The organism is Pseudomonas sp. Lb2C2, assembly GCF_052112205.1.
In the GTDB taxonomy this organism is placed as follows: domain Bacteria; phylum Pseudomonadota; class Gammaproteobacteria; order Pseudomonadales; family Pseudomonadaceae; genus Aquipseudomonas; species Aquipseudomonas kilonensis.
This window is the reverse complement of record NZ_JAUTYW010000004.1, coordinates 516879-535397: the sequence shown is the minus strand read 5'-3', so window position 1 is coordinate 535397 and position 18519 is coordinate 516879. Positions and strand designations below refer to the sequence as shown.

Genomic DNA, 18519 nt, shown 5'->3' with positions numbered 1-18519 from the left:
GCATCGCCTGCAACAGTGATAGAGAGTGCTGATGCCCTTCCGGCTCGACCATCGGCAACTGTCAGCCTGGGCAACCCCGTGGCCGATGTCGAATCACAGACCTATTCCCGACTCGGGCAACTGCCCGGCCAGGAGATTGTTCGTGTCTGGGAAAAGACCAGTCAGGATGCCGTCACTCGCGTCATGGGGACCAACCCCAGATCGTTGTCGATAGCCAACCGGTTCCACGGCCTGGGCGCAGCCTTGGTGGAGCAGTTCGCCAAGAGTGGTTCGAGCATTTCCCAGTCAGTGCTCCATACCACCACGGACAGGGCTCACAACGCCGCCGAGATAAAATCCGAACAGGCGCTGCTGCACAATAAAGCCGACAACCTGATCACCCTCAGCATCAAGACCGCCAGTGGCAAGACGGTTACCTTCAGCCTGACCAGCCAGGACGATGGACTTGGCGTTCAGGCTACGGTGGACGGGGGCCCGCTGAGCGAGGACGAACTCAAGGCGATTGGTGTGCTTGGCAGTGCCTTCCAGGCCGCTGTCGACGGGTTGACCGCCGAGCCTCCCAAGCTCGACCTGGGCAAGCTGACGCAGTTCGACTCCAGCGTATTGGCATCCATTGACCTGAACGCCAAGCTCAAGGGCGTGGACGGTGAGGACCTGATCCTTGCCTACCGCGCCGACAGCCAGAGCCGCACTACGCAAATGAGTGGTCCGGATGGCGAATTGAACCTGAGCGTGGACCTGAAGAACAGCGCAATCCTGGGCGATGCCAAGCAACAGGCCAACGCACTGAACAGCTACCTCGCCCAGTTTGAGCGAGTGCAGGAGCGTGGCAGCGCCAAGGCTGCCCTGATGGAGATGTTCAAGGACGCCTTCAGCGCCATGAACAGCCACTATCCACAGGGCGCTACCCCGTCACAGCCACTGACCCGTAACGCAACGGACAAAGGCCTGCTGACTGGGCTGGCAGACTTCGAGGCGTCCATCAAACAAACCAACAACGCGTCCAACCCGATGCGCCCGTCCGAAGTCGATAGCTTTGCTTATAACCTGTCGCAAAAAACTGTCGTTGCAGGTTCCATAATGAGCAATCGCAGCGTCGATCAAGTCCAGCAATCGAGTTTATCGGCCAGTTATCACAAGAGCCTGAAGGGCGGGAAAGCACCTGCGATAGGCAAAACGACCGACTCGCAGAACTATCTCTACGTACAAGTGCATGACGAGGCCCGCAGTTCGGCCAGCCTCGCCTACAAGGACGGCCGACTGAGCAAAGCCTCCGTCACGCAAAGCGCCAGCCAGGACACACGGACACAGAAGTACGTCATGGGCAAAATGATTGAAGAGACGGTGGTGCCGAAGGAGGCTTCGGTTAGCCGCAGTCACTTGGTATTGCTGGAATACGCCGCCAAGCAAAGCAAGAAGTCCCAGGATGCGCAGGATCAATCCCTATTGAAGGAAGCGCTCGATACCCTGCACAACTCGGTGCTGCTGCAGGAAAACCCTTCGGCACTGGTGCGTTGAAAGCAAAAGACAGTCGACTCGGCCTGGAGGATGACAGTGGATACTGACGGTTTTCCTGGCGATGATTTGCTTTGCGCCGGGCCGCGCAGTGGTCTAGCGAATGACGTAAAGTTTTTCAGCATGCAACTGATCTACGTCAAGCCCGTTCAACGCGCAACAAATACCTTGGAACCTGGCTTTTAATGGTCATGCTCCAGGGTTTGCCATGGACCTTTTGCTTAAGTTAATCAATGGTGGAGCTGGCAGTCTGGCTTCCTACTTGGCGGCCCACGTCCTGCTTTGTCTGTTGCCAGCGTTTTTCATTGCCGGGGCCATGGCAGCACTTATTCCTAAAGCCAGCATCACTCACTGGCTGGGACGGCATGCACCTGTCTATGTTTCCTACCCTGCGGCGGCATTGGCCGGGTCACTGATTGCCGTCTGCTCATGCACCATTGTTCCTTTGTTCGCGGGCGTTTACCGCAAAGGCGCGGGTATCGGCCCGGCGATCACCTTTCTGTTTTTTGCCCCGGCAGGAAATATCATGGCCCTCGCCTATACCGGCAATATTCTGGGAGCAGAGTTTGCAATTGCCCGTTTGACTCTCTGCCTGATCTTCGGCATCGGTATTGGCTTGATAATGGCGACTCTATTCTGGAAAGACGACCTGACCCACGATGCACAGGCAGATGCCCTGTTCGCAGAGAAGGCCAGCATTTCCGGGCCTGCCCTGGGCATCCTCCTATCTCTGGTGGCCCTGCTGATCGCGGGCACCTTGAGACTGTGGCCCCTGACCGCAGACCTGATCAGTATCAAAGTCCCGCTTGTCTGGGCCCAGGCGTGGCAGGACACCCTGTTTGACTGGGTTCCCTATGACGCCAGCAAAGGAGAAGAAGGCGTGAGCTTGCAGGGGTCTGTACTCATCGCCCTGCTCCTGATGATTGCCGCCACGGCCAAGCGTGGCCTGGATAACATCACCGAAGGTGCCAACAGCTGGACATGGGTTGCACTGAGCCTGACCGCCAGTACTTTGCTGATCGCCTCGATGCGCCTGACGCCAGAACCTGGCATGTTGGTGTTCATCTTCACGGGTCGAGTATTCGGTGTCGCACTGGCCTTATTGTCTGTTTGGTACTTTGCCCGAAAACTGCCAGCCGAAGACTGGCAAGGCTGGCTGTGGGAAGCCTGGCGCTTCGTCAAGCAGATATTTATTGTGCTGGTGGTGGGGGTGTTCATCGTCGGCATGGTTCGCCAGGTTATTCAACCCGAGTGGATTGAAAGCCTTGCAGGCAGCAATTCCGTGCTCGCCAATGCCATAGCGGTAGGGTTCGGCGTGTTCATGTACTTCCCCACCTTGGTAGAAGTGCCCGTCGCCCGCATGTTCCTCGATCTTGGTATGCATCCTGGCCCGCTCCTGGCCTATCTGATGGCAGATCCTGAACTTAGCTTGCAGAGCATGCTCATGGTGGTGGCTGTGATTGGTCGCAAGAAGACCGCCGCCTACGTTGGGTTAGTCGCGTCGTTCAGCATCGTGGCAGGCCTGCTCTATGGTGCCTGGGTCGATGGCACCGGCTGGCGCACCCTTGCTGCAGGGGTGGCGGTCGCGCTGGCCATAACCGCTGCAATCTGCCAGTTGATCCGTTCTCAGCGTCAACAGACAGCAAGTTGACTTTCACACCCAGGAGCTTCCAATGCTGAACATCAAAATCCTCGGTTCAGGATGCGCCAACTGCAAGAAACTGGAGGCCGCAGCCCGTCAAGCTGCGCAGAATCTTAATATCCAGGCCGAATTCGAAAAGATCACCGACATGGGCAAGATGATGACTTATGACATCCTCTCCACCCCGGCGCTGGTGATCAACGAGAAGGTTGTAAGCAGCGGGAAGATTCCGACGGTTGCGGATATTCAGGGCTGGATTTCGACGGCGGGCCCTGCCAATTCCTCCACATGCACGTAGCCCGATGAGGTTCATGCCGTCCTGCCTGGCGGCTTCATATCGCCTCGGCATGCCTGGGTAAAGCGATGGAAATCAAGGCGGCCAGCAACACGAATGCGCTTGATATCCAAAGACATGCGCCCAATCCAAACACCTGGTAAATCCAGCCAGAGAGCACGGTGCCGATCAAGCGCCCCATGGCGTTCGACATGTAATAAAACCCCACATCCAGCGACACGCCGTCTTCCTTGGCGTAGGACACGATCAGGTAGCTGTGCAGCGACGAATTCACGGCGAACAAAGCACCAAAAACCATCAGTCCACCCAACAGCACCATTTGTTGCGACAGCCCGGTGTCCAGACCGAGCGCAATGGCCGCGGGCAGACCCGCCAGTGCAAGTGCCCACAGAAACGCCGCACGACCATCCGGCACGTGACCTCGTTTCTTTCCAGTGATGTTGGGCGCGAAGGACTGGACGATGCCGTAGCCAATCACCCAGGCCGCCAGGAAGCCACCAACCTTCCAGAAATCCCAGCCGAACACGCTGCTCAGGTACACCGGCAAGGCCACCACGAACCAGACATCGCGGGCGCCGAACAGGAACATCCGCGCCGCCGAAAGGATGTTGATCGCCCGGCTCTTGGACAGAATGTCACGAAACTTGGGCTTGGCCTTGGCCTTGCCCAGGTCCTTCTTCAACAGGATCAAGCTACTGATCCAAATCAGCGCCAGGCCACCCGCCATGGCCAGCAACGCGCCTTTGAAACCGACCCCTGCCAGCAAAGCTCCGCCAAGAAAGAAGCCGACACCCTTGAGCGCGTTCTTTGAGCCAGTGAGGATCGCCACCCATTTGTAGAGTTTGCCCTGTTGCCCATCGGGGACCAGAAGTTTGATGGAGCTTTTGGCGCTCATCTTGTTCAGGTCCTTGGCGACCCCGGACAACGCCTGAGCCCCCATCACCCAAGGAATGGTCAGCCAAGCTACCGGCACTGTCAGCATCAACAGCGCCGCCACCTGGAGGCCCAGCCCGATGTTCATAGTTCGGTTCAGGCCCAGCCGGGCGCCGAGGTAACCACCCACCAGGTTGGTGATCACGCCAAAGAGTTCGTAGAACAGAAACAACGCCGCGATTTGCAGCGGGCTGTAGCCCAACGCGTGAAAGTGCAGCACCACCAACATGCGCAAAGCGCCGTCGGTGAGGGTGAAGGCCCAGTAGTTACCCGTCACGAGCAGGTACTGCCGCACTGACGGCGCAAGGGCTGACAACGCTTTCATGGCCGCTCCTCAGACTGCCAGACCGACCATTTTGGCCAGTTCGACCGTGCGGTTGGCATAGCCCCACTCGTTGTCATACCAGGCGTAAAGTTTGACCTGGGTGCCGTTGATGACCATGGTCGACAGCGCATCGATGATCGATGAACGCGGGTCGGTACGGTAGTCGATGGACACCAGCGGTCGCTCCTCGAAACCGAGGATGTCTTTGAGCTCATTCTCGGCAGCGTCCTTGAGCAACTGATTGACCTCTTCGACGGTGGTGGCCCGCTCGACTTCAAAGACACAATCCGTCAACGACGCATTGGCCAGCGGCACACGTACGGCGTGACCATTGAGGCGCCCACGCAGCTCCGGGAAGATTTCGGCAATGGCGGTGGCCGAGCCGGTACTGGTTGGAATCAGGCTCATGCCGCTGGCACGCGCACGACGCAGATCCTTGTGTGGCTGATCGAGAATGCTCTGGGTGTTGGTCAGGTCGTGAATGGTGGTGATCGAACCGTGGCGAATGCCCAGCTTTTCATGGATGACTTTCACGACTGGGGCCAGGCAATTAGTGGTGCACGAGGCAGCGGTGACGATACGGTGCTGCGCCGGGTCGAACAGGTGCTGGTTGACGCCCATGACGACGTTCAACGCGCCTTTTTCCTTCACTGGAGCACACACCACCACACGCCTGACCCCCTGGTCCAGGTAAGCCTGCAGCACCGCGACGGTTTTCATCTTGCCGCTGGCTTCGATCACCAGATCGCAACCCGACCAATCTGTGTCGGCAATCGCCTTGTTGGCCGTGACTTTGATCCGTTTATTGTCAATGACGACGCTGTCGCCTTCGGCGCGGGCTTCGTTGTTCCAACGGCCATGCACCGAGTCGAAGTTGATCAGGTGAGCATGAGTGGCCGCGTCACCCGCTGGATCGTTGATCTGCACGAATTCGAACTCAGGCCAACTCCAGGCAGCCCGCAGAGCGAGGCGACCGATCCGACCAAAACCATTGATGCCAACTTTGATAGTCATGTTGTTGTGCTCTGTATCTGTTGTGAGTGGGCGTTCGACTGGGTGTCGAACGGGCCGATGTATGCGATATGGGGTCAGATGGAACGCTGATTGACACGTTTCATGAGTTCTTGCGCCGATTCCTTGCGCTCGGAATAACGATCAACCAGATAGTCCTGACGGTCGCGAAGCAGCAGCGTGAACTTCACCAACTCCTCCATCACATCCACGACACGGTCGTAGAACGGCGAAGGTTTCATCCGACCGTTATCGTCGAACTCCATGTAGGCCTTCGGCACGGAAGACTGGTTGGGAATGGTGAACATGCGCATCCAACGTCCCAGTACCCGCAGTTGGTTGACCACGTTGAACGACTGCGAGCCGCCGCACACCTGCATGACGGCAAGGGTCTTGCCCTGGGTCGGACGTACCGCGCCCATTGCAAGTGGCACCCAATCAATCTGCGCTTTGAACACTGCGCTCATGTTTCCGTGGCGCTCCGGAGAGCACCAGACCTGTCCCTCGGACCACAACACCAAGTCGCGCAGTTCTTTCACACGCGGATGATCGTCGGGCGCGTCGTCGGGCAGTGGCAAACCTGACGGATTGAAAATCCGCGTCTCGGCGCCGAGGTGCTCCAGCAACCGAGCGGCCTCCTCCACCAGCAGACGACTGAAGGAACGCTCACGGGTGGATCCGTACAGCAGCAAAATGCGCGGCTTGTGGATGGAGGTCTCTTCGATACCGAGTTTGTCCGCCGAGGGGAGATCAACCAGCTCAGTATCGAGCTGGGGAATAGGGTCATCAAACATCGTCTTTGTCCTGCGCAATTATTCCGAAGGCGTCGTCGAAGGCGTATCAGGCGGTCTGGCTTTCGCAGCAAACGGCTGCACGCTCAGGGCGATCACCCATTCCATCAAGGCGTTTGGCATCAGGGCTTAACCAGTGCTTGTTGCTTTCCAGCGTAGTGGTCAGCACTTGATGAACCCAATCGGGGAGATTCGGGTGCAGTCGGTAATACACCCATTGGCCTTGCCGACGGTCCGACAACAGCCCGCAAGTACGCAACTGCGCCAGGTGCCTGGAGACCTTTGGCTGACTCTGGTTCAACGCGCAGGTCAGCTCGCAAACACAAAGCTCTCCTTCACGAGTGATGAGCAGCATGGTGCGCACGCGGGTGTCATCAGCCAGGCATTTGAAAACAGTGGTCGGTGTCAGGTGGTCAGCCATATCGATTCTCAGCGAACAGGACACGGGCTTTGCTGGTCATTGTGAAGCCTCGACTCATATACGGTTTTTCGAATATATGGTTTTTCGAATAAGAGATAAACCCCTCCCATCGGAAAACTCGAAAGTTGCCTGCTAAACAGGCACATCGCGAACAAATCGCATCAAGCGGGGCATGATGTAGGCCGCATCCTGGCCGACGCCCCTGAGCGTCGCTGAAGCAAAATTCCGTTGTTTCGGCAGACCGACAAAATACAGCCCGGGCAGATGCTTCGCCTGCCCGTTACGATGAGCCCAATATTCATCGCCTGGGCATTCCAACCCGCTCAAAAATTTCAGGTTCGGGCGAAATCCTGTAGCAAACACCAAACTATCAACCTCAGTGTGCTGCCCATCAGCCCAGATCACGCCGGTTGGCGTTATCGCCTCGAACATCGGCTTACGCTCGAAAAGCCGTTGCTTGAGGGCTCGACGATAGATCCCGTCATCGAGTACCGGCGTACTTTGATCACTCAACCAACGGGTCTTTTCCAACCCTGACCACTTCAGCCACCGATGAAAATCCAGGCCGAGGATCTTTTGCGGAAAAAACCGAATGGGCTCCCTGCTTGCCAGTACGACGTTGCCCACATGGGCCAGTTCATAAGCAATTTGAACAGCCGAGTTTGCAGCACCTACCACAACCACTCGCTGCCCACCAAAGCCATCGGCATTTCGATATTCCGCGCTGTGCAAACTGCGCCCGAGAAAGCCCTGAAGGCCTTGAATATCGGGAATGAAAGGCTGATTGAATCCTCCCGTGCAGACGATCAGCGCCTTGGAGCAAAAGTTTTCCCCGTCGTCCGTTTGAAGCCGAAACAGCCCGTGCTCTCTGCGTACATGCTGTACTCGGGCGTACTGACGAACTGGCAATTTGAATGCCTTTGCATAGTCTTCCAGATAGCGCACGACCTCATCACGAAGCGGGTAATGATCAGGTTCTGCCGGGAAGCGCATGCCTGGCAATGACGAGTAAGCCGCAGGAGAAAAAAGCTTCAGACTGTCGTAGTAGTTGCGCCAATTCCCTCCCGCAGATCGCTCAGCATCCAGAATCAGGAACCTGAGGTTGTGCTGCTGCAAGTGCCAACCGCACGCTAATCCTGCCTGGCCAGCGCCAATCACAATGACATCCAGGACTTCATTCGTTACATTCATATATGCACACTCATGCACACTACAAGACAAAAAAATATCAGGACGCACCTGGGCAACAGAACGGTGTCAGGCTTTTCATATGCTCAAGAATGGCTTCGAGGCGTGCCACCACCGCCGGACCATCCACCTCGTAGAACATCTGCCTGCTGACCTTGGTGCCGCGGACGATACCTGCCTCTAACAGCACTTGCAGATGTCGGGAAACCACTGAACGTTCCTGGGGCAATCCTTGGGCAATCTCGCCGATATCGGCGCGCCCCAGTTGCATCACGCGCTTGAGCACAGCGACACGCGAAGGCTCGCAAAGCGCCTTGAAGAAAGCGCCATCGAGCGACTCGATGGCAGCGTCAATTGCGCGGGTTCGGTGAAGGATTCGATCAGTCATGCAACCGACTATATGTGCATGCTTATGCACGCGTCAATACACTGCAATGACACGCCTCCCCAGGCCGTGCGCTTTCTGGAAGGCCTATAGCCTAGGGAGCGAGATGTCCGTACCCGGCCGCACGGGTGAAGTCGGCCAAATGCCAAATATCACCGTTCGCCCCCCAAGTGCCATCAACCACATCCTGGATCTGTATTGAGGTCAGCAACTGACGCTGATCCTCCACTGTCAGGCTCGACTGTATTGCGCAATGCAATTCACGCACGTAGCGCTGGCGCATCGGTGCATCAAGAACGCCGGCAGGCACCTGGACGATGACAATGCATGGAACGAACCTGGCATGAGGAGCAACGCCTGCGCACAGCCATTCATCGGCCTGAATTTCCTCAATGAGCACCCAGCACAATGCACGCTGTTGAGGGGCATCGCCCATGTGTTCATTAACCATTGCCACGTCGCTCACGCTTCGAAGCAGCTGTTGGCGCTGTGGCTGATTGAAAGCTCCCGTAGGCACCTTGATCAAGATGTTTGGCATGGCGAAACCTCACTGTTAACTGGAAGCGCCATTGGGCCAGCTATCTCTCCACTCCATAAGTGACCGATTCGTCTTGTTTCGGGCATAATCGGACAATGTACGATTTCACTGTTCTAGTCTTTCCCGAGTCGTTCGCCTCAAGCGTCGCGGCCACCCTGGACATCCTCGGCACCGCCGCGACACTTGCGCAGCGGCAAGGCCTTGCCGTGCCACGCTGGCGAGTTTGCGGGCCGCAGCCAGGGCTGATTACCCTAGGGCAAGGCATGCAACTGTTGGTCGACGAACTGACGACAGACGCCGAGGACAACTCCTGCTGGGTCATTCCGGGCCTTGGCATCAGCGACTTCGACGCGCTGCTGCGGCGCCTTGAGGAAGACTGGGTACTTCAGACACTGCCAGCGCTGAGGGCACATGTGAATGAAGGCAAGGAGATTGCCGCCTCGTGCTCGGCGGTCTTTCTCCTGCATGCCGCAGGATTACTGGACGGTCGAAAGGTAACGACCTCCTGGTGGCTCGCCCCTTGGCTGTCGAGCATTGCGCCTGACTGCATCGTCGACCCCAATGTCATGGTGCTTTGCGACCCACCCTTGACGACCGCTGGCGCAGCCTTCGCGCAAACTGACCTGATGCTGCACCTGCTGCGCAGACGCCTGTCGCCGACGCTCGCCGACTATGTGGGCAAGGCTCTTCTACTCGACGGCCGACAGTTGCAATCCCCATTCATCAACCCTGCGATCATGGCCCGGGGCAATACACTGGTCGCCAACCTCACCGCCTACATAGAAGCCTGCCTGCCCCATCCTCCCAGCGTTCCGAGCCTTGCGGCGTACGTCGGCATGTCTGAGCGAACGCTGTCCCGGCACCTTCGAAAAGCAACCGGCCTTTCAACCCAATATTTGATCCAGCGCGTGCAACTGAACAGGGCCCGCGTGCTACTGGAAACCAGCAGATACTCCGTTGAATCCATCGCCGAGCAGGTGGGATACCAGGATGCCACGGCCCTACGGCGACTTATGCGCCGCCTGTTGAACGCATCCCCAAAACAACTGCGCCAGTAAGATCCAGTTTTAACTCTCAAAAGCGAAAACCGCAGACATGAAAAAGCCCGACGCTGAACGCTCGCCGGGCTTTTCCGTCAGTGCTCGACAATGACGGTGTATCGGGTTTAAGGCAAAGGATCGAACTTCAAGCTGCTGAGGCTCTGCACTTTGTCCTCGCGAACCATTTTGTACTCAGTGTTCGGGCCGATCCAGCGATCCCAGATCGCATCGATCTCCCCGGCTTTTTCCATTGCCGCCAATGACTCGTTGACCTTGGCGAGGAATGCCGGCTCATCCCTGCGCATGCCCGCGCCAATCGGCTCGAGCGCCATCGGTTCCTTGGCCAGCGCCAGTTCCACGCCACTGGCCTTGGCTTGATTGACCAGTTTCAAAGCGGTCATGGTGTTGGTCACCAGGCCCACGACCTTGTTTTGCTGCAAGGCCATGTAGGCCGAGCCGGTGTCCTGGAATGTTACCGGCGTGGCCCCGGCAATACGGATCGACTGCTCGGACGTCGAGCCTTTGGTGGAGCTGATGCGCTTATCCTTGAAGAAGCTTTTCGGTTGATCGGCGTTGACCGCGCGCACCACCAGGGTTTCCTTGGCGATGTAGTACGGGTCGCTGAACTGGATCTGTTCGGCGCGGGTCTTGGTGTAGGCCAGGTTGGCGAAAATCACATCGACGCGGCCCATTTTCACTTCAGGAATCCGTGCTTCGACAGACAGCGGTTTGAGCTCCAATGCGACGCCCATGGTCTTGGCCAGCGCCTTGCACAGGTCGACGTCCATACCCACCAGCTCGCGGGTTTTCGGGTCCGGTGCGGAAAATGGCGGCACGTCGGCGTACACACCGCAGCTCATGGACTTCTTGGTCATGATGTCGCTCAATTGATCGGCCTGCGCTACCGCAACAGCCAAAGGACCTAACGCCAGCGTGACAAACAGATGCTTCATACGCATGGAAAAACTCCTGGGATTGAAAAGTCGGATGGCAGAGGGAGACAAATCGCTGCGGCTCAATGGGCACGCAGATCGGCAATAAAACGTTGTGCTCGCGGATGCGAGGGCTGATTGAAAAAACGCTCGGGCGTGCTCTTTTCCAGAATCTGACCCGCGTCCATGAACCAGATGGTGTCAGCCACTTCACGGGCAAAATTCATCTCGTGAGTCACGCACATCATGGTCATTCCATCCTTGGCCAAACTCTTCATGACGTTCAGCACTTCCCCGACCATTTCCGGGTCGAGTGCACTGGTGGGCTCATCGAACAACATCACTGGCGGCTCCATCGCCAAAGCCCGGGCAATCGCCACCCGTTGCTGTTGACCGCCGGACAACTGCGCCGGATAGGCGCCAGCCTTGTGCGCCAGCCCTACCCGATCAAGCAATGTCATGGCCTGCTGCTTCGCGGCCAAGCCTTTCAGACCGCGAATTTTGCTCGGCGCCAAAGTGATGTTTTCCAGCACCGACAGGTGCGGAAAAAGGTTGAAACTCTGGAACACGAAACCCACTCGGCTGCGCAGCCGGTTGATGTGCGCGTCAGTGCCGTGCACGTCCTGACCATCGAACAGGATCTGGCCCTTCTGAATGTCTTCCAGGCGATTGACCGTGCGGATCAGCGTCGACTTGCCGGACCCTGACGGACCACACAACACCACCACCTCGCCGGGTTTCACCTCGGCGGTGATGTCGGTCAGTGCGTGGTACTCGCCGTACCATTTGTTGATGTTCGAAAACATGATCATTGGATGCATGGACGCAACCCTCTTCAATTATCGATGGCCAGCAAGGGGTCGGCAGCCACGGCCGGACCACCGTTGCCCAGACGCTTGCGAGCGATACGGCGCTCCACCCAGCCGGCCAGATGGGTCAGGCCAAAACAGAGCAGGTAGTAGATGATCGCCAGGATAAAAAACACCTGGAACGGCTTGGTCAATAGCTGGTTATTGACCTGGTTCGCAGCGAAGGTCACCTCCTGGACGTTGATCACATAGCCCAGCGAGGTTTCCTTGATGATCGAGATGAATTGGCTTATCAGGCTCGGCAGCGCGTTGTAGAGCGCTTGCGGCAGGATCACCCAGATCGTCGTGCGCAGGTAACCGAGGCCCAGTGCGCGGGACGCTTCGTACTGACCTGGCGGTAACGCCTGGATGCCGCCACGAATGATTTCGCACAGGTAGGCACTCTGGTAGATCACCAACGTGCAGAGCATGGTGACGAACCCGGTGATGTTGTGACCGATCAACAACGGCACCAGGAAGTAGGTCCAGAAAATCACCATCAGCAGCGGAATACCGCGTAGCACATAGACCCACACCGTGGCCGCCCAACGCAGGCCCTTCCACGGCGAAACCCGTGCCAGCGCCAGCAGCAAACCGAACGGGAATGCCAACAACAGTGCCAGCGCCGCCAGGATCAAAGTGCTGGCCAAACCGCCCAAGGGGCCATGCGGGTATTGGCCGATCAGAAACAGCGTCCAGTTGTTTTGCACAATCGAGAAAAGATCGAACATGCTCATCTACCTCGCCAGCGCTTTGTTGAAGCGCCGCGCCAACAATGCGCCGAGCCCCATCAACAGCAGTGAAAAGACCAGGTAGAACACCGTGGCAACCAGGTAGGACTCGAACGTGCGGAAGGTGTAATTCTCGACTTCGCGGGTGGCGTAGGTCAGTTCGACCACGCCGATGGCCATGGCCAGGCTGGTGTTCTTGAACAACAGCACGGTGTGGTTGATCAGCGAGGGCAGGCAATTACGCACGCCCTGCGGCAGGATCACGTAGCGCATCGAACGCACATAACCCAGCCCCAGCGCTCGGGATGCTTCGGTCTGCCCCGCCGGAATGGCACGCAAGCCACTGCGGATGTCTTCACAAAAATACGCGGCCTGACACAACCCCAAGGCAATCACCGAGAACAGGTATTCAGTGCTGTAGTTGGCCAGCCACAACTGAGTGGATTCGCTCAGCAGCGTCGGCACACCGAAGTACCACAGCATCAATTGCACCAGCGTCGGCACGTTGCGGTGATAAGACACGTAACCGGCCACCAGACGATCAGCGAGCTTGTTGCCGGTCAGGCGAACGGTCACCAGCAACAGCGCCAGGGCCATTGCCAGCAGCCAGGCGAACAGCGCCAGTTGTAGAGTCGTTTCGATGCCCTTGACGATCAGCTCGGCATATTCGCCTTGCAGAACCGCGGCCAAATCGAAGTCATGCTTCATGATCAATCCCTACGGGCATTGGGCTAGGGCAGAATTGATAAGCGTCTGGCGAGCCATGACGTGAGTACCGCGTGACGGATTGATCCGTTCTTCTGGGGGGCGTCCGTTGCCAGGAAATCTCAGCCCTGGTAATCCTGTGGGCGAGCCGTGGACAGGCCGCCGGGCACTTGCAGGGTCGGGGTGATCTCCATGTGCCCGACGTTCACCGCAACCGGGGCGGCGATGGCAAACGCGATGGCATCGGCGATGTCCTTGGCCTGGGGCAGCTCGAAGCCTTCGACGAAGCGCTTGTAGGTCTCTTCGGAGTCGCCATGGACATGGGCAAAAATGTCGGTGGCCACGCGGCCCGGGCAGATCTCGGTGACCCGCACCCGCTTGCCGAAGGCGTCGATACGCAGTTGCCGCGAGAGCATGCTCACGGCGGCTTTCGTCGCGTGGTACGTGGAGTTGCCGCCGAAGTTGTATGCGCCGGCAATCGAACTGATGTTGATGATATGGCCGCAATCACGCTCGACCATCCCCGGCAGCGCCAGGCGTGCCAGGTGCAGGACCGCCCGCAGGTTGACGTCGATCAGCAAGTCGATGCCTTCGGCGTCCGCCTTGAGAATCGAGCCCGGTTTATCGACACCGGCGTTGTTCACCAGAATGTCGAACTGCTGGGTTTCGAACAAACGGGTCAGCCCGGCCAGGTCAGTGACATCGATGGCGTGCGCGATACAGCCGGTCTTGGCCGCCAGTTCTTGCAGCTTGTCGGCGCTGCGGGCCAATGCGTGTACCTGCACGCCTTCCTGACACAGGCGTTCGACGACGGCGGCGCCGATCCCGGAAGAAGCACCGGTCACCAGCGCGGTTTTGTAATCTGAAAATGGCATGAAGTTGTCCTCGTATTACGTGTGCGGATCACTCGGTGATCGCGATGACTTCGACTCTATCCAGCCCTGAAGCCGTGGACCAAGACGGAATGACTGTGTGGCAATAAGCCCTGCTTATGACCGTGCAACCGTTACGCCAACAGCTGCGAAATGGGTGTGATGCAACCACCCGCCAGCTCGATTTCTCGACGGATGGTGCGGGCCAGTTCGACGGCGCCAGGCGTATCGCCGTGCAACAGGATCGAATGCGCCGGCACCGCGATGTGCTTGCCGTTGAGCGTGGTCACGGTACCCTCCTCCAGCAACTGTCGAACCCGCTGCAGCACGTCTGCCGGTTCCTTGATCACCGAGCCCGGCACCTTGCGCGGCACCAGCAGGCAGTCATCGTCATAGGCGCGGTCGGCCAGAAACGTGGTGGCGACCCGCAACCCACATTTGTCAGCAGCGTTTTCGATGGCCCGACTGCTCGACGAGCTGATAATCAGCGTCGGATCGAACGCCGCCACCGCACGGACCAGGGGCTCAGCCAGTGCCGCGTCGGCTGCGACCATATTGCCCAGCGCGCCGTGAAAGCTCATGTGGGTCATACGATGGCCATTGACCGCCGCCATCCCGGCCAGCGCGCCAAGCTGATAAACCACATAGGTCGCCAGCTCCTTGAGCTCGATGTTCATCTGCCGCCGGCCGAAGCCCATCAAATCGGGGAAGCCCACATGAGCCCCCAGATCGATGCCCCCGGCCTTCGCCAGACGCACGGTGTTGTCCATGATCAGCGGGTCGCCGGCATGGAAACCACACGCCACGTTGGCCGATGAGATCAGGCTCATCAACGCTTCATCTTCCCCCATGCGCCACGGACCGAAACCCTCGCCCAGGTCAGCGTTCAAATCGATTTTCATCACTTGCCCTCGCTCGTCATGCCGCATCCAGGCGCATGAGCGCCTCTCCATAACCGACGGTCGTGCCACACGCCGTCAACACCGCAGCCAGCCGTCCGGTCTTCTGGCTGCGGACCGGCAACAGCAGATCGCCGACTTGCAACAACGCCACCAGTTGCCCTTGCTCCACTCGACTGCCGACCGATACCAGCACCTCGTTCTGTTGCGGATGCGTTAGCAACAACTGGCCCAGGCCGGGGCTCCTCAACAACAATTCATCTGTAACCTTTGGCGCCATGGGTGTTGCGATTTGAATGGGCGCTACCACCTCGTCGACGCAGCGCTTGAGCAGTAAATGCAGCCCCGGACGGCGGATTTCTGCGCCGGCCAGGTGGGTCTCCTTGAGCCACACCGCCAACTGGCGGATTTCCTGATTTGTCATGGTCGAATGTCCTTAACGCGAGGCCATCCCGTGAAGATCGACCAAGCGGCTGACCTCCGCGAGATAGCGCGAATTATCTTCCAAGGCCGCAACGGCTTCGGCATAGCTGCACTCGATAAACCGCACCTTGCTGCCAATCGGCGCCTGACCCAAGCGCCACAGATCGGCCTCGATCACCGTGCCGAATTTCGGGTAACCGCCGCTCGGTTGCGCGTCACGCATCTGAATGATCGGCTGGCCACCGTGGGGCACCTGAATCACGCCGGGGACGATGCCGTGGGAACGGACTTCCATCGGCACCTTAGGCAAGATCGGCGCGCCTTCGAGCCGGTAGCCGTAGCGGTTGCTCTGGGTCGTGACCTTCCACTCGCCCGCCCAGAACGCCACACGGGATTCGTCCAGAAAACACTCGTATTCGGCCGCAGGCAGGACGCGCATGGCCGGTAATCCATCGAGTTGCAACGCCAGCGCCTGATTCGGGGACACGACGCCGAAATCCGTAGGCAGTGCACTCAGGCCTGGACGCAGCGCTGCAACCCGGTCGCCCTGCTGCAAGGCTCGCCCCTGTAAGCCACCGAATTCACCGCGTAATTGAGTGCTGCGCGAACCCAGCACCTGCGGCACGTCGACACCGCCAGCCAGGCATAGATAAGCGCGGCTGCCGGAGGTCGGAAAGCCGAGGTTCAACACCTGGCCTTCCCGCGCCTGCGTCACCCAGGATGGCGGCAATGGCTGGCCGTCGAGGGAGGCCTCGCAAGCCGCGCCGGTCACCGCAAAGGCGCAGTCTTGAACAAACCGCACATCGAATGGGAACAGCGGGATTTCGATGGCCGCTGCGCCCTCGGGATTGCCCAGCAGCAGATTGCCCAACGCCAGCGCCAAATGGTCCATCGCGCCGGAGGTTCCGACGCCGTAACCGAGGCTGCCAAAGCGGCCGAAGTCCTGCACCGTGGCCAGGGCGGTGGCCGATAAAATCTCGATCATCGAATGATCCTCTCGATGCGCAAGCGCAACATGTCGCCCGGCCTGAGCATCGCCGGAGGGTTTTGGGTCGGGTCAAAAAACGCCATTTCGGTGCGGCCGATGGTGTTCCAGCCACTGGGGCCGGCGGAGGCGGAGACGCCGGTCTGCACCCCGCCAATCGATACCGAGCCGGCGGCTATGCTGATCACCGGCACTTGGCGTCGTGGCGTGGCCAGGCGCGAATCCATGCCGCCGAGGTAGCAGTAACCGGGATGGCTGCCCAAGGCATATACCGGGTACAACGGCTCGCAATGCAGATTGGCGATGGTCTCGATGTCCAGCCCGGTGTGCGCCACCACATCATTGATGTGCGGGCCGAATTCGCCACCGTAGACCACCGGCAATTCAACGATTCGACCTTCCAGTGGCAATGGCCGACTGCCCTCCCACGCCTCCTGCAATCGCTCGCACAAGCCATTGATGTCGCGTGGCGGCTTGATGAACGTCAGCATCAGGTTGTTCATGCCTGGGACCGCTTCGTGGATCTCGGCCCACTCCCCGGCCTGCAAAGCCAAGCTCCAAATGCGTTGTTGCGGCGCTAGATCGAGTTCGCCCGGCGCCTCGAACAGCAAGGCCGTGGAGCCCAGCAGGCTGATGTGCGGACGCGGCGATACAGATGCTGTGTTCATGTCGGACTCCGTTGTTGCAGCCAGCGCTCCAGGTGATGAATGTCCACGCCGCCGGCACAGAAGACCGGGTCGTCAAGAATCTCGCGGTGCAAGGGAACATTGGTCGAGATGCCCTCCACCACCAGCTCACTCAAGGCCAGGCGCATGCGGGCCATGGCCTCATCGCGCGTCGCGCCGTGGGTGATGACCTTGGCCACCATCGAGTCGTAATACGGTGGCACCCGATACCCGGTGGTGACGTGGGAGTCGACTCGCACACCGAAGCCACCGGGAACTTCCCAGCGCTGGATCAATCCCGGCGTGGGCATAAAGGTGATCGGGTCTTCAGCGTTGATCCGGCACTCCAGGGAGTGGCCATTGAGCTGAACGTCTTGCTGGCGCAGCTCCAGCACTTCGCCACGGGCCATGCGCAACTGCTGTTGGACAATATCGATGCCAGTGGTCATCTCCGTCACCGGGTGTTCGACTTGCAGCCGGGTGTTCATCTCGATGAAGAAGAACGCGCCGTCCTCGTACAAAAATTCGAAGGTGCCGACGCCGCGATAGCCGATCTGCCGGCACGCAGCGGCACAACGTTCACCGACCTTGGCGATCAGTTCCGGATCGATCCCGGGGGCTGGCGCTTCTTCCAGGACTTTCTGGTGCCGGCGCTGCAACGAACAATCGCGGCAACCCAGCCAGATCGCATGCCCATGGGCATCGCACAACACCTGGATTTCCACATGCCGTGGATGGCCGAGGAACTTCTCGATGTAGAGTTCCGGGTTGCCGAAGGCCAGTCGCGCTTCTTCGCGGGTCAGGGCGATGGCATCGAGCAGTTCGCCCTCTTCTTTCACCACGCGCATGCCGCGACCACCGCCACCACCGGCCGCCTTGACGATGACCGGGTAACCGATTTCCCGAGCGATGGCGAGGATGCTCGCATCGTCGGTGGGCATCACTGAATCCGGTCCGGGTACGCAGGGAACACCGGCTTCACGCATCGCCCGTTTGGCCGCGACCTTGTCGCCCATGGTGCGAATGCACGCCGCGCTAGGGCCGATGAAAGTCAGGCCTGCGTTTTCTATACGCTCGGCGAACCCGGCGTTCTCCGACAGAAAACCGTAACCCGGATGAATCGCCTGAGCGCCGCTGACCTTGGCCGCGAACAACAGCGCCGTCTGGTTCAGATAACTCTGGCCGGGTGACGCGGGTCCGATGCACAGGGCCTGATCGGCGTTTTGCACATATTGGGCCTGGCGATCCGCCTCGGAGTGCACGACCACGGTTTGTATCCCCAGGCCATGGCAGGCACGCTGAATGCGCAGGGCGATTTCGCCACGGTTGGCGATCAGCACTTTGTCGAACATTGAATTCACCTGAAAGGGGATGG

The 18519-nt window shown here is 58.9% G+C and carries 21 protein-coding genes; 4 read left to right on the top strand and 17 right to left on the bottom strand.

Translation table 11 applies throughout. From position 1 onward, the window contains the following. Window positions 1–78 precede the first annotated feature (78 nt). The 3 genes from Q7F16_RS14405 to Q7F16_RS14395 all read left to right on the top strand — a co-directional run bounded on the left by Q7F16_RS14405 (window position 79) and on the right by Q7F16_RS14395 (window position 3455). A complete protein-coding gene (locus Q7F16_RS14405) occupies window positions 79–1518 on the top strand; it encodes a lactate dehydrogenase (RefSeq protein WP_409557287.1) in 1440 nt (479 codons plus the stop codon). A 205-nt stretch (window positions 1519–1723) separates the two neighbouring features. Then, complete coding sequence (locus Q7F16_RS14400) at window positions 1724–3166, top strand: permease (protein WP_409557267.1); 1443 nt, start codon at window positions 1724–1726, stop codon at window positions 3164–3166. A 22-nt stretch (window positions 3167–3188) separates the two neighbouring features. Continuing rightward, window positions 3189–3455 carry a thioredoxin family protein gene (locus Q7F16_RS14395; RefSeq protein ID WP_014337586.1) on the top strand — a complete coding sequence of 89 codons (267 nt, stop codon included), beginning with the start codon at window positions 3189–3191 and terminating at the stop codon, window positions 3453–3455. Between the two features lie 34 nt (window positions 3456–3489). On the opposite strand, the gene arsJ is transcribed toward Q7F16_RS14395, so the two are convergent. From arsJ to Q7F16_RS14360, 7 genes are all read right to left on the bottom strand, one after another. Further along, window positions 3490–4710 carry an organoarsenical effux MFS transporter ArsJ gene (arsJ, locus tag Q7F16_RS14390; protein ID WP_186651482.1) on the bottom strand — a complete coding sequence of 407 codons (1221 nt, stop codon included), beginning with the start codon at window positions 4708–4710 and terminating at the stop codon, window positions 3490–3492. Window positions 4711–4719: 9 nt separating this feature from the next. Further along, window positions 4720–5724 (bottom strand): ArsJ-associated glyceraldehyde-3-phosphate dehydrogenase, encoded by a 1005-nt coding sequence (locus tag Q7F16_RS14385; protein ID WP_014337584.1) that lies wholly within the window; start codon window positions 5722–5724, stop codon window positions 4720–4722. A gap of 74 nt (window positions 5725–5798) precedes the next feature. Continuing rightward, window positions 5799–6515 (bottom strand): arsenical resistance protein ArsH, encoded by a 717-nt coding sequence (gene arsH, locus Q7F16_RS14380; protein ID WP_014337583.1) that lies wholly within the window; start codon window positions 6513–6515, stop codon window positions 5799–5801. Between the two features lie 46 nt (window positions 6516–6561). Then, window positions 6562–6933 carry a metalloregulator ArsR/SmtB family transcription factor gene (locus Q7F16_RS14375; RefSeq protein WP_082098021.1) on the bottom strand — a complete coding sequence of 124 codons (372 nt, stop codon included), beginning with the start codon at window positions 6931–6933 and terminating at the stop codon, window positions 6562–6564. 132 nt (window positions 6934–7065) lie between these two features. Then, window positions 7066–8124, bottom strand: a complete 1059-nt coding sequence (locus Q7F16_RS14370; protein WP_409557268.1) for a flavin-containing monooxygenase — start codon at window positions 8122–8124, stop codon at window positions 7066–7068. 37 nt (window positions 8125–8161) lie between these two features. Beyond that, window positions 8162–8509 carry an ArsR/SmtB family transcription factor gene (locus tag Q7F16_RS14365; protein WP_046064631.1) on the bottom strand — a complete coding sequence of 116 codons (348 nt, stop codon included), beginning with the start codon at window positions 8507–8509 and terminating at the stop codon, window positions 8162–8164. A 91-nt stretch (window positions 8510–8600) separates the two neighbouring features. Beyond that, window positions 8601–9044, bottom strand: a complete 444-nt coding sequence (locus tag Q7F16_RS14360; RefSeq protein WP_186651486.1) for a tautomerase family protein — start codon at window positions 9042–9044, stop codon at window positions 8601–8603. A 95-nt stretch (window positions 9045–9139) separates the two neighbouring features. Between Q7F16_RS14360 and Q7F16_RS14355 the strand changes: the two genes are divergently transcribed. Beyond that, complete coding sequence (locus Q7F16_RS14355) at window positions 9140–10102, top strand: GlxA family transcriptional regulator (protein ID WP_046064629.1); 963 nt, start codon at window positions 9140–9142, stop codon at window positions 10100–10102. Window positions 10103–10209: 107 nt separating this feature from the next. Here the strand turns inward: Q7F16_RS14355 and Q7F16_RS14350 are convergent, their stop codons facing one another. From Q7F16_RS14350 to accC, 10 genes are all read right to left on the bottom strand, one after another. After that, window positions 10210–11043, bottom strand: coding sequence for an ABC transporter substrate-binding protein (locus Q7F16_RS14350; RefSeq protein WP_409557269.1), 834 nt, complete (start codon window positions 11041–11043; stop codon window positions 10210–10212). A gap of 56 nt (window positions 11044–11099) precedes the next feature. Further along, window positions 11100–11828 (bottom strand): amino acid ABC transporter ATP-binding protein, encoded by a 729-nt coding sequence (locus Q7F16_RS14345; protein ID WP_409557288.1) that lies wholly within the window; start codon window positions 11826–11828, stop codon window positions 11100–11102. Between the two features lie 23 nt (window positions 11829–11851). Then, complete coding sequence (locus Q7F16_RS14340; protein ID WP_409557270.1) at window positions 11852–12595, bottom strand: amino acid ABC transporter permease; 744 nt, start codon at window positions 12593–12595, stop codon at window positions 11852–11854. Window positions 12596–12601: 6 nt separating this feature from the next. After that, window positions 12602–13303: an amino acid ABC transporter permease gene (locus tag Q7F16_RS14335; protein WP_018609115.1), complete on the bottom strand. Its 702-nt coding sequence runs from the start codon at window positions 13301–13303 to the stop codon at window positions 12602–12604. Window positions 13304–13422: 119 nt separating this feature from the next. Continuing rightward, on the bottom strand, window positions 13423–14175 hold the full coding sequence (locus Q7F16_RS14330) for an SDR family oxidoreductase (protein ID WP_018609113.1): 753 nt from the start codon (window positions 14173–14175) through the stop codon (window positions 13423–13425). Between the two features lie 131 nt (window positions 14176–14306). Next, window positions 14307–15074, bottom strand: coding sequence for a LamB/YcsF family protein (locus Q7F16_RS14325; protein ID WP_409557271.1), 768 nt, complete (start codon window positions 15072–15074; stop codon window positions 14307–14309). A 16-nt stretch (window positions 15075–15090) separates the two neighbouring features. Continuing rightward, window positions 15091–15495 carry an acetyl-CoA carboxylase biotin carboxyl carrier protein gene (locus Q7F16_RS14320; protein WP_409557272.1) on the bottom strand — a complete coding sequence of 135 codons (405 nt, stop codon included), beginning with the start codon at window positions 15493–15495 and terminating at the stop codon, window positions 15091–15093. A gap of 12 nt (window positions 15496–15507) precedes the next feature. Continuing rightward, window positions 15508–16479: a biotin-dependent carboxyltransferase family protein gene (locus Q7F16_RS14315; RefSeq protein WP_214510663.1), complete on the bottom strand. Its 972-nt coding sequence runs from the start codon at window positions 16477–16479 to the stop codon at window positions 15508–15510. After that, the gene (gene pxpB / locus Q7F16_RS14310; RefSeq protein WP_409557273.1) at window positions 16476–17147 is read right to left on the bottom strand and encodes a 5-oxoprolinase subunit PxpB; all 672 of its coding nucleotides are present in this window, start codon (window positions 17145–17147) and stop codon (window positions 16476–16478) included. The genes Q7F16_RS14315 and pxpB overlap by 4 nt, the downstream gene beginning before the upstream one ends. Further along, complete coding sequence (accC, locus tag Q7F16_RS14305; protein ID WP_409557274.1) at window positions 17144–18496, bottom strand: acetyl-CoA carboxylase biotin carboxylase subunit; 1353 nt, start codon at window positions 18494–18496, stop codon at window positions 17144–17146. The genes pxpB and accC overlap by 4 nt, the downstream gene beginning before the upstream one ends. Between the last annotated feature and the right edge of the window lie 23 nt (window positions 18497–18519).

Excerpts from the sequence above, each read along its gene's own strand:
- Q7F16_RS14320 (WP_409557272.1), bottom strand. The coding sequence starts at position 15,495 with ATGACAAATCAGGAAATCCGCCAGTTGGCGGTGTGGCTCAAGGAGACC.
- Q7F16_RS14350 (WP_409557269.1), bottom strand. The coding sequence starts at position 11,043 with ATGCGTATGAAGCATCTGTTTGTCACGCTGGCGTTAGGTCCTTTGGCT.
- Q7F16_RS14360 (WP_186651486.1), bottom strand. The coding sequence starts at position 9,044 with ATGCCAAACATCTTGATCAAGGTGCCTACGGGAGCTTTCAATCAGCCA.
- arsH (WP_014337583.1), bottom strand. The coding sequence starts at position 6,515 with ATGTTTGATGACCCTATTCCCCAGCTCGATACTGAGCTGGTTGATCTC.
- Q7F16_RS14370 (WP_409557268.1), bottom strand. The coding sequence starts at position 8,124 with ATGAATGTAACGAATGAAGTCCTGGATGTCATTGTGATTGGCGCTGGC.
- Q7F16_RS14395 (WP_014337586.1), top strand. The coding sequence starts at position 3,189 with ATGCTGAACATCAAAATCCTCGGTTCAGGATGCGCCAACTGCAAGAAA.
- Q7F16_RS14325 (WP_409557271.1), bottom strand. The coding sequence starts at position 15,074 with ATGAAAATCGATTTGAACGCTGACCTGGGCGAGGGTTTCGGTCCGTGG.
- Q7F16_RS14355 (WP_046064629.1), top strand. The coding sequence starts at position 9,140 with ATGTACGATTTCACTGTTCTAGTCTTTCCCGAGTCGTTCGCCTCAAGC.
- Q7F16_RS14345 (WP_409557288.1), bottom strand. The coding sequence starts at position 11,828 with ATGATCATGTTTTCGAACATCAACAAATGGTACGGCGAGTACCACGCA.
- Q7F16_RS14335 (WP_018609115.1), bottom strand. The coding sequence starts at position 13,303 with ATGAAGCATGACTTCGATTTGGCCGCGGTTCTGCAAGGCGAATATGCC.
- Q7F16_RS14375 (WP_082098021.1), bottom strand. The coding sequence starts at position 6,933 with ATGGCTGACCACCTGACACCGACCACTGTTTTCAAATGCCTGGCTGAT.
- Q7F16_RS14340 (WP_409557270.1), bottom strand. The coding sequence starts at position 12,595 with ATGTTCGATCTTTTCTCGATTGTGCAAAACAACTGGACGCTGTTTCTG.
- accC (WP_409557274.1), bottom strand. The coding sequence starts at position 18,496 with ATGTTCGACAAAGTGCTGATCGCCAACCGTGGCGAAATCGCCCTGCGC.
- Q7F16_RS14315 (WP_214510663.1), bottom strand. The coding sequence starts at position 16,479 with ATGATCGAGATTTTATCGGCCACCGCCCTGGCCACGGTGCAGGACTTC.
- arsJ (WP_186651482.1), bottom strand. The coding sequence starts at position 4,710 with ATGAAAGCGTTGTCAGCCCTTGCGCCGTCAGTGCGGCAGTACCTGCTC.
- Q7F16_RS14385 (WP_014337584.1), bottom strand. The coding sequence starts at position 5,724 with ATGACTATCAAAGTTGGCATCAATGGTTTTGGTCGGATCGGTCGCCTC.
- Q7F16_RS14365 (WP_046064631.1), bottom strand. The coding sequence starts at position 8,509 with ATGACTGATCGAATCCTTCACCGAACCCGCGCAATTGACGCTGCCATC.
- Q7F16_RS14330 (WP_018609113.1), bottom strand. The coding sequence starts at position 14,175 with ATGCCATTTTCAGATTACAAAACCGCGCTGGTGACCGGTGCTTCTTCC.
- Q7F16_RS14400 (WP_409557267.1), top strand. The coding sequence starts at position 1,724 with ATGGACCTTTTGCTTAAGTTAATCAATGGTGGAGCTGGCAGTCTGGCT.
- pxpB (WP_409557273.1), bottom strand. The coding sequence starts at position 17,147 with ATGAACACAGCATCTGTATCGCCGCGTCCGCACATCAGCCTGCTGGGC.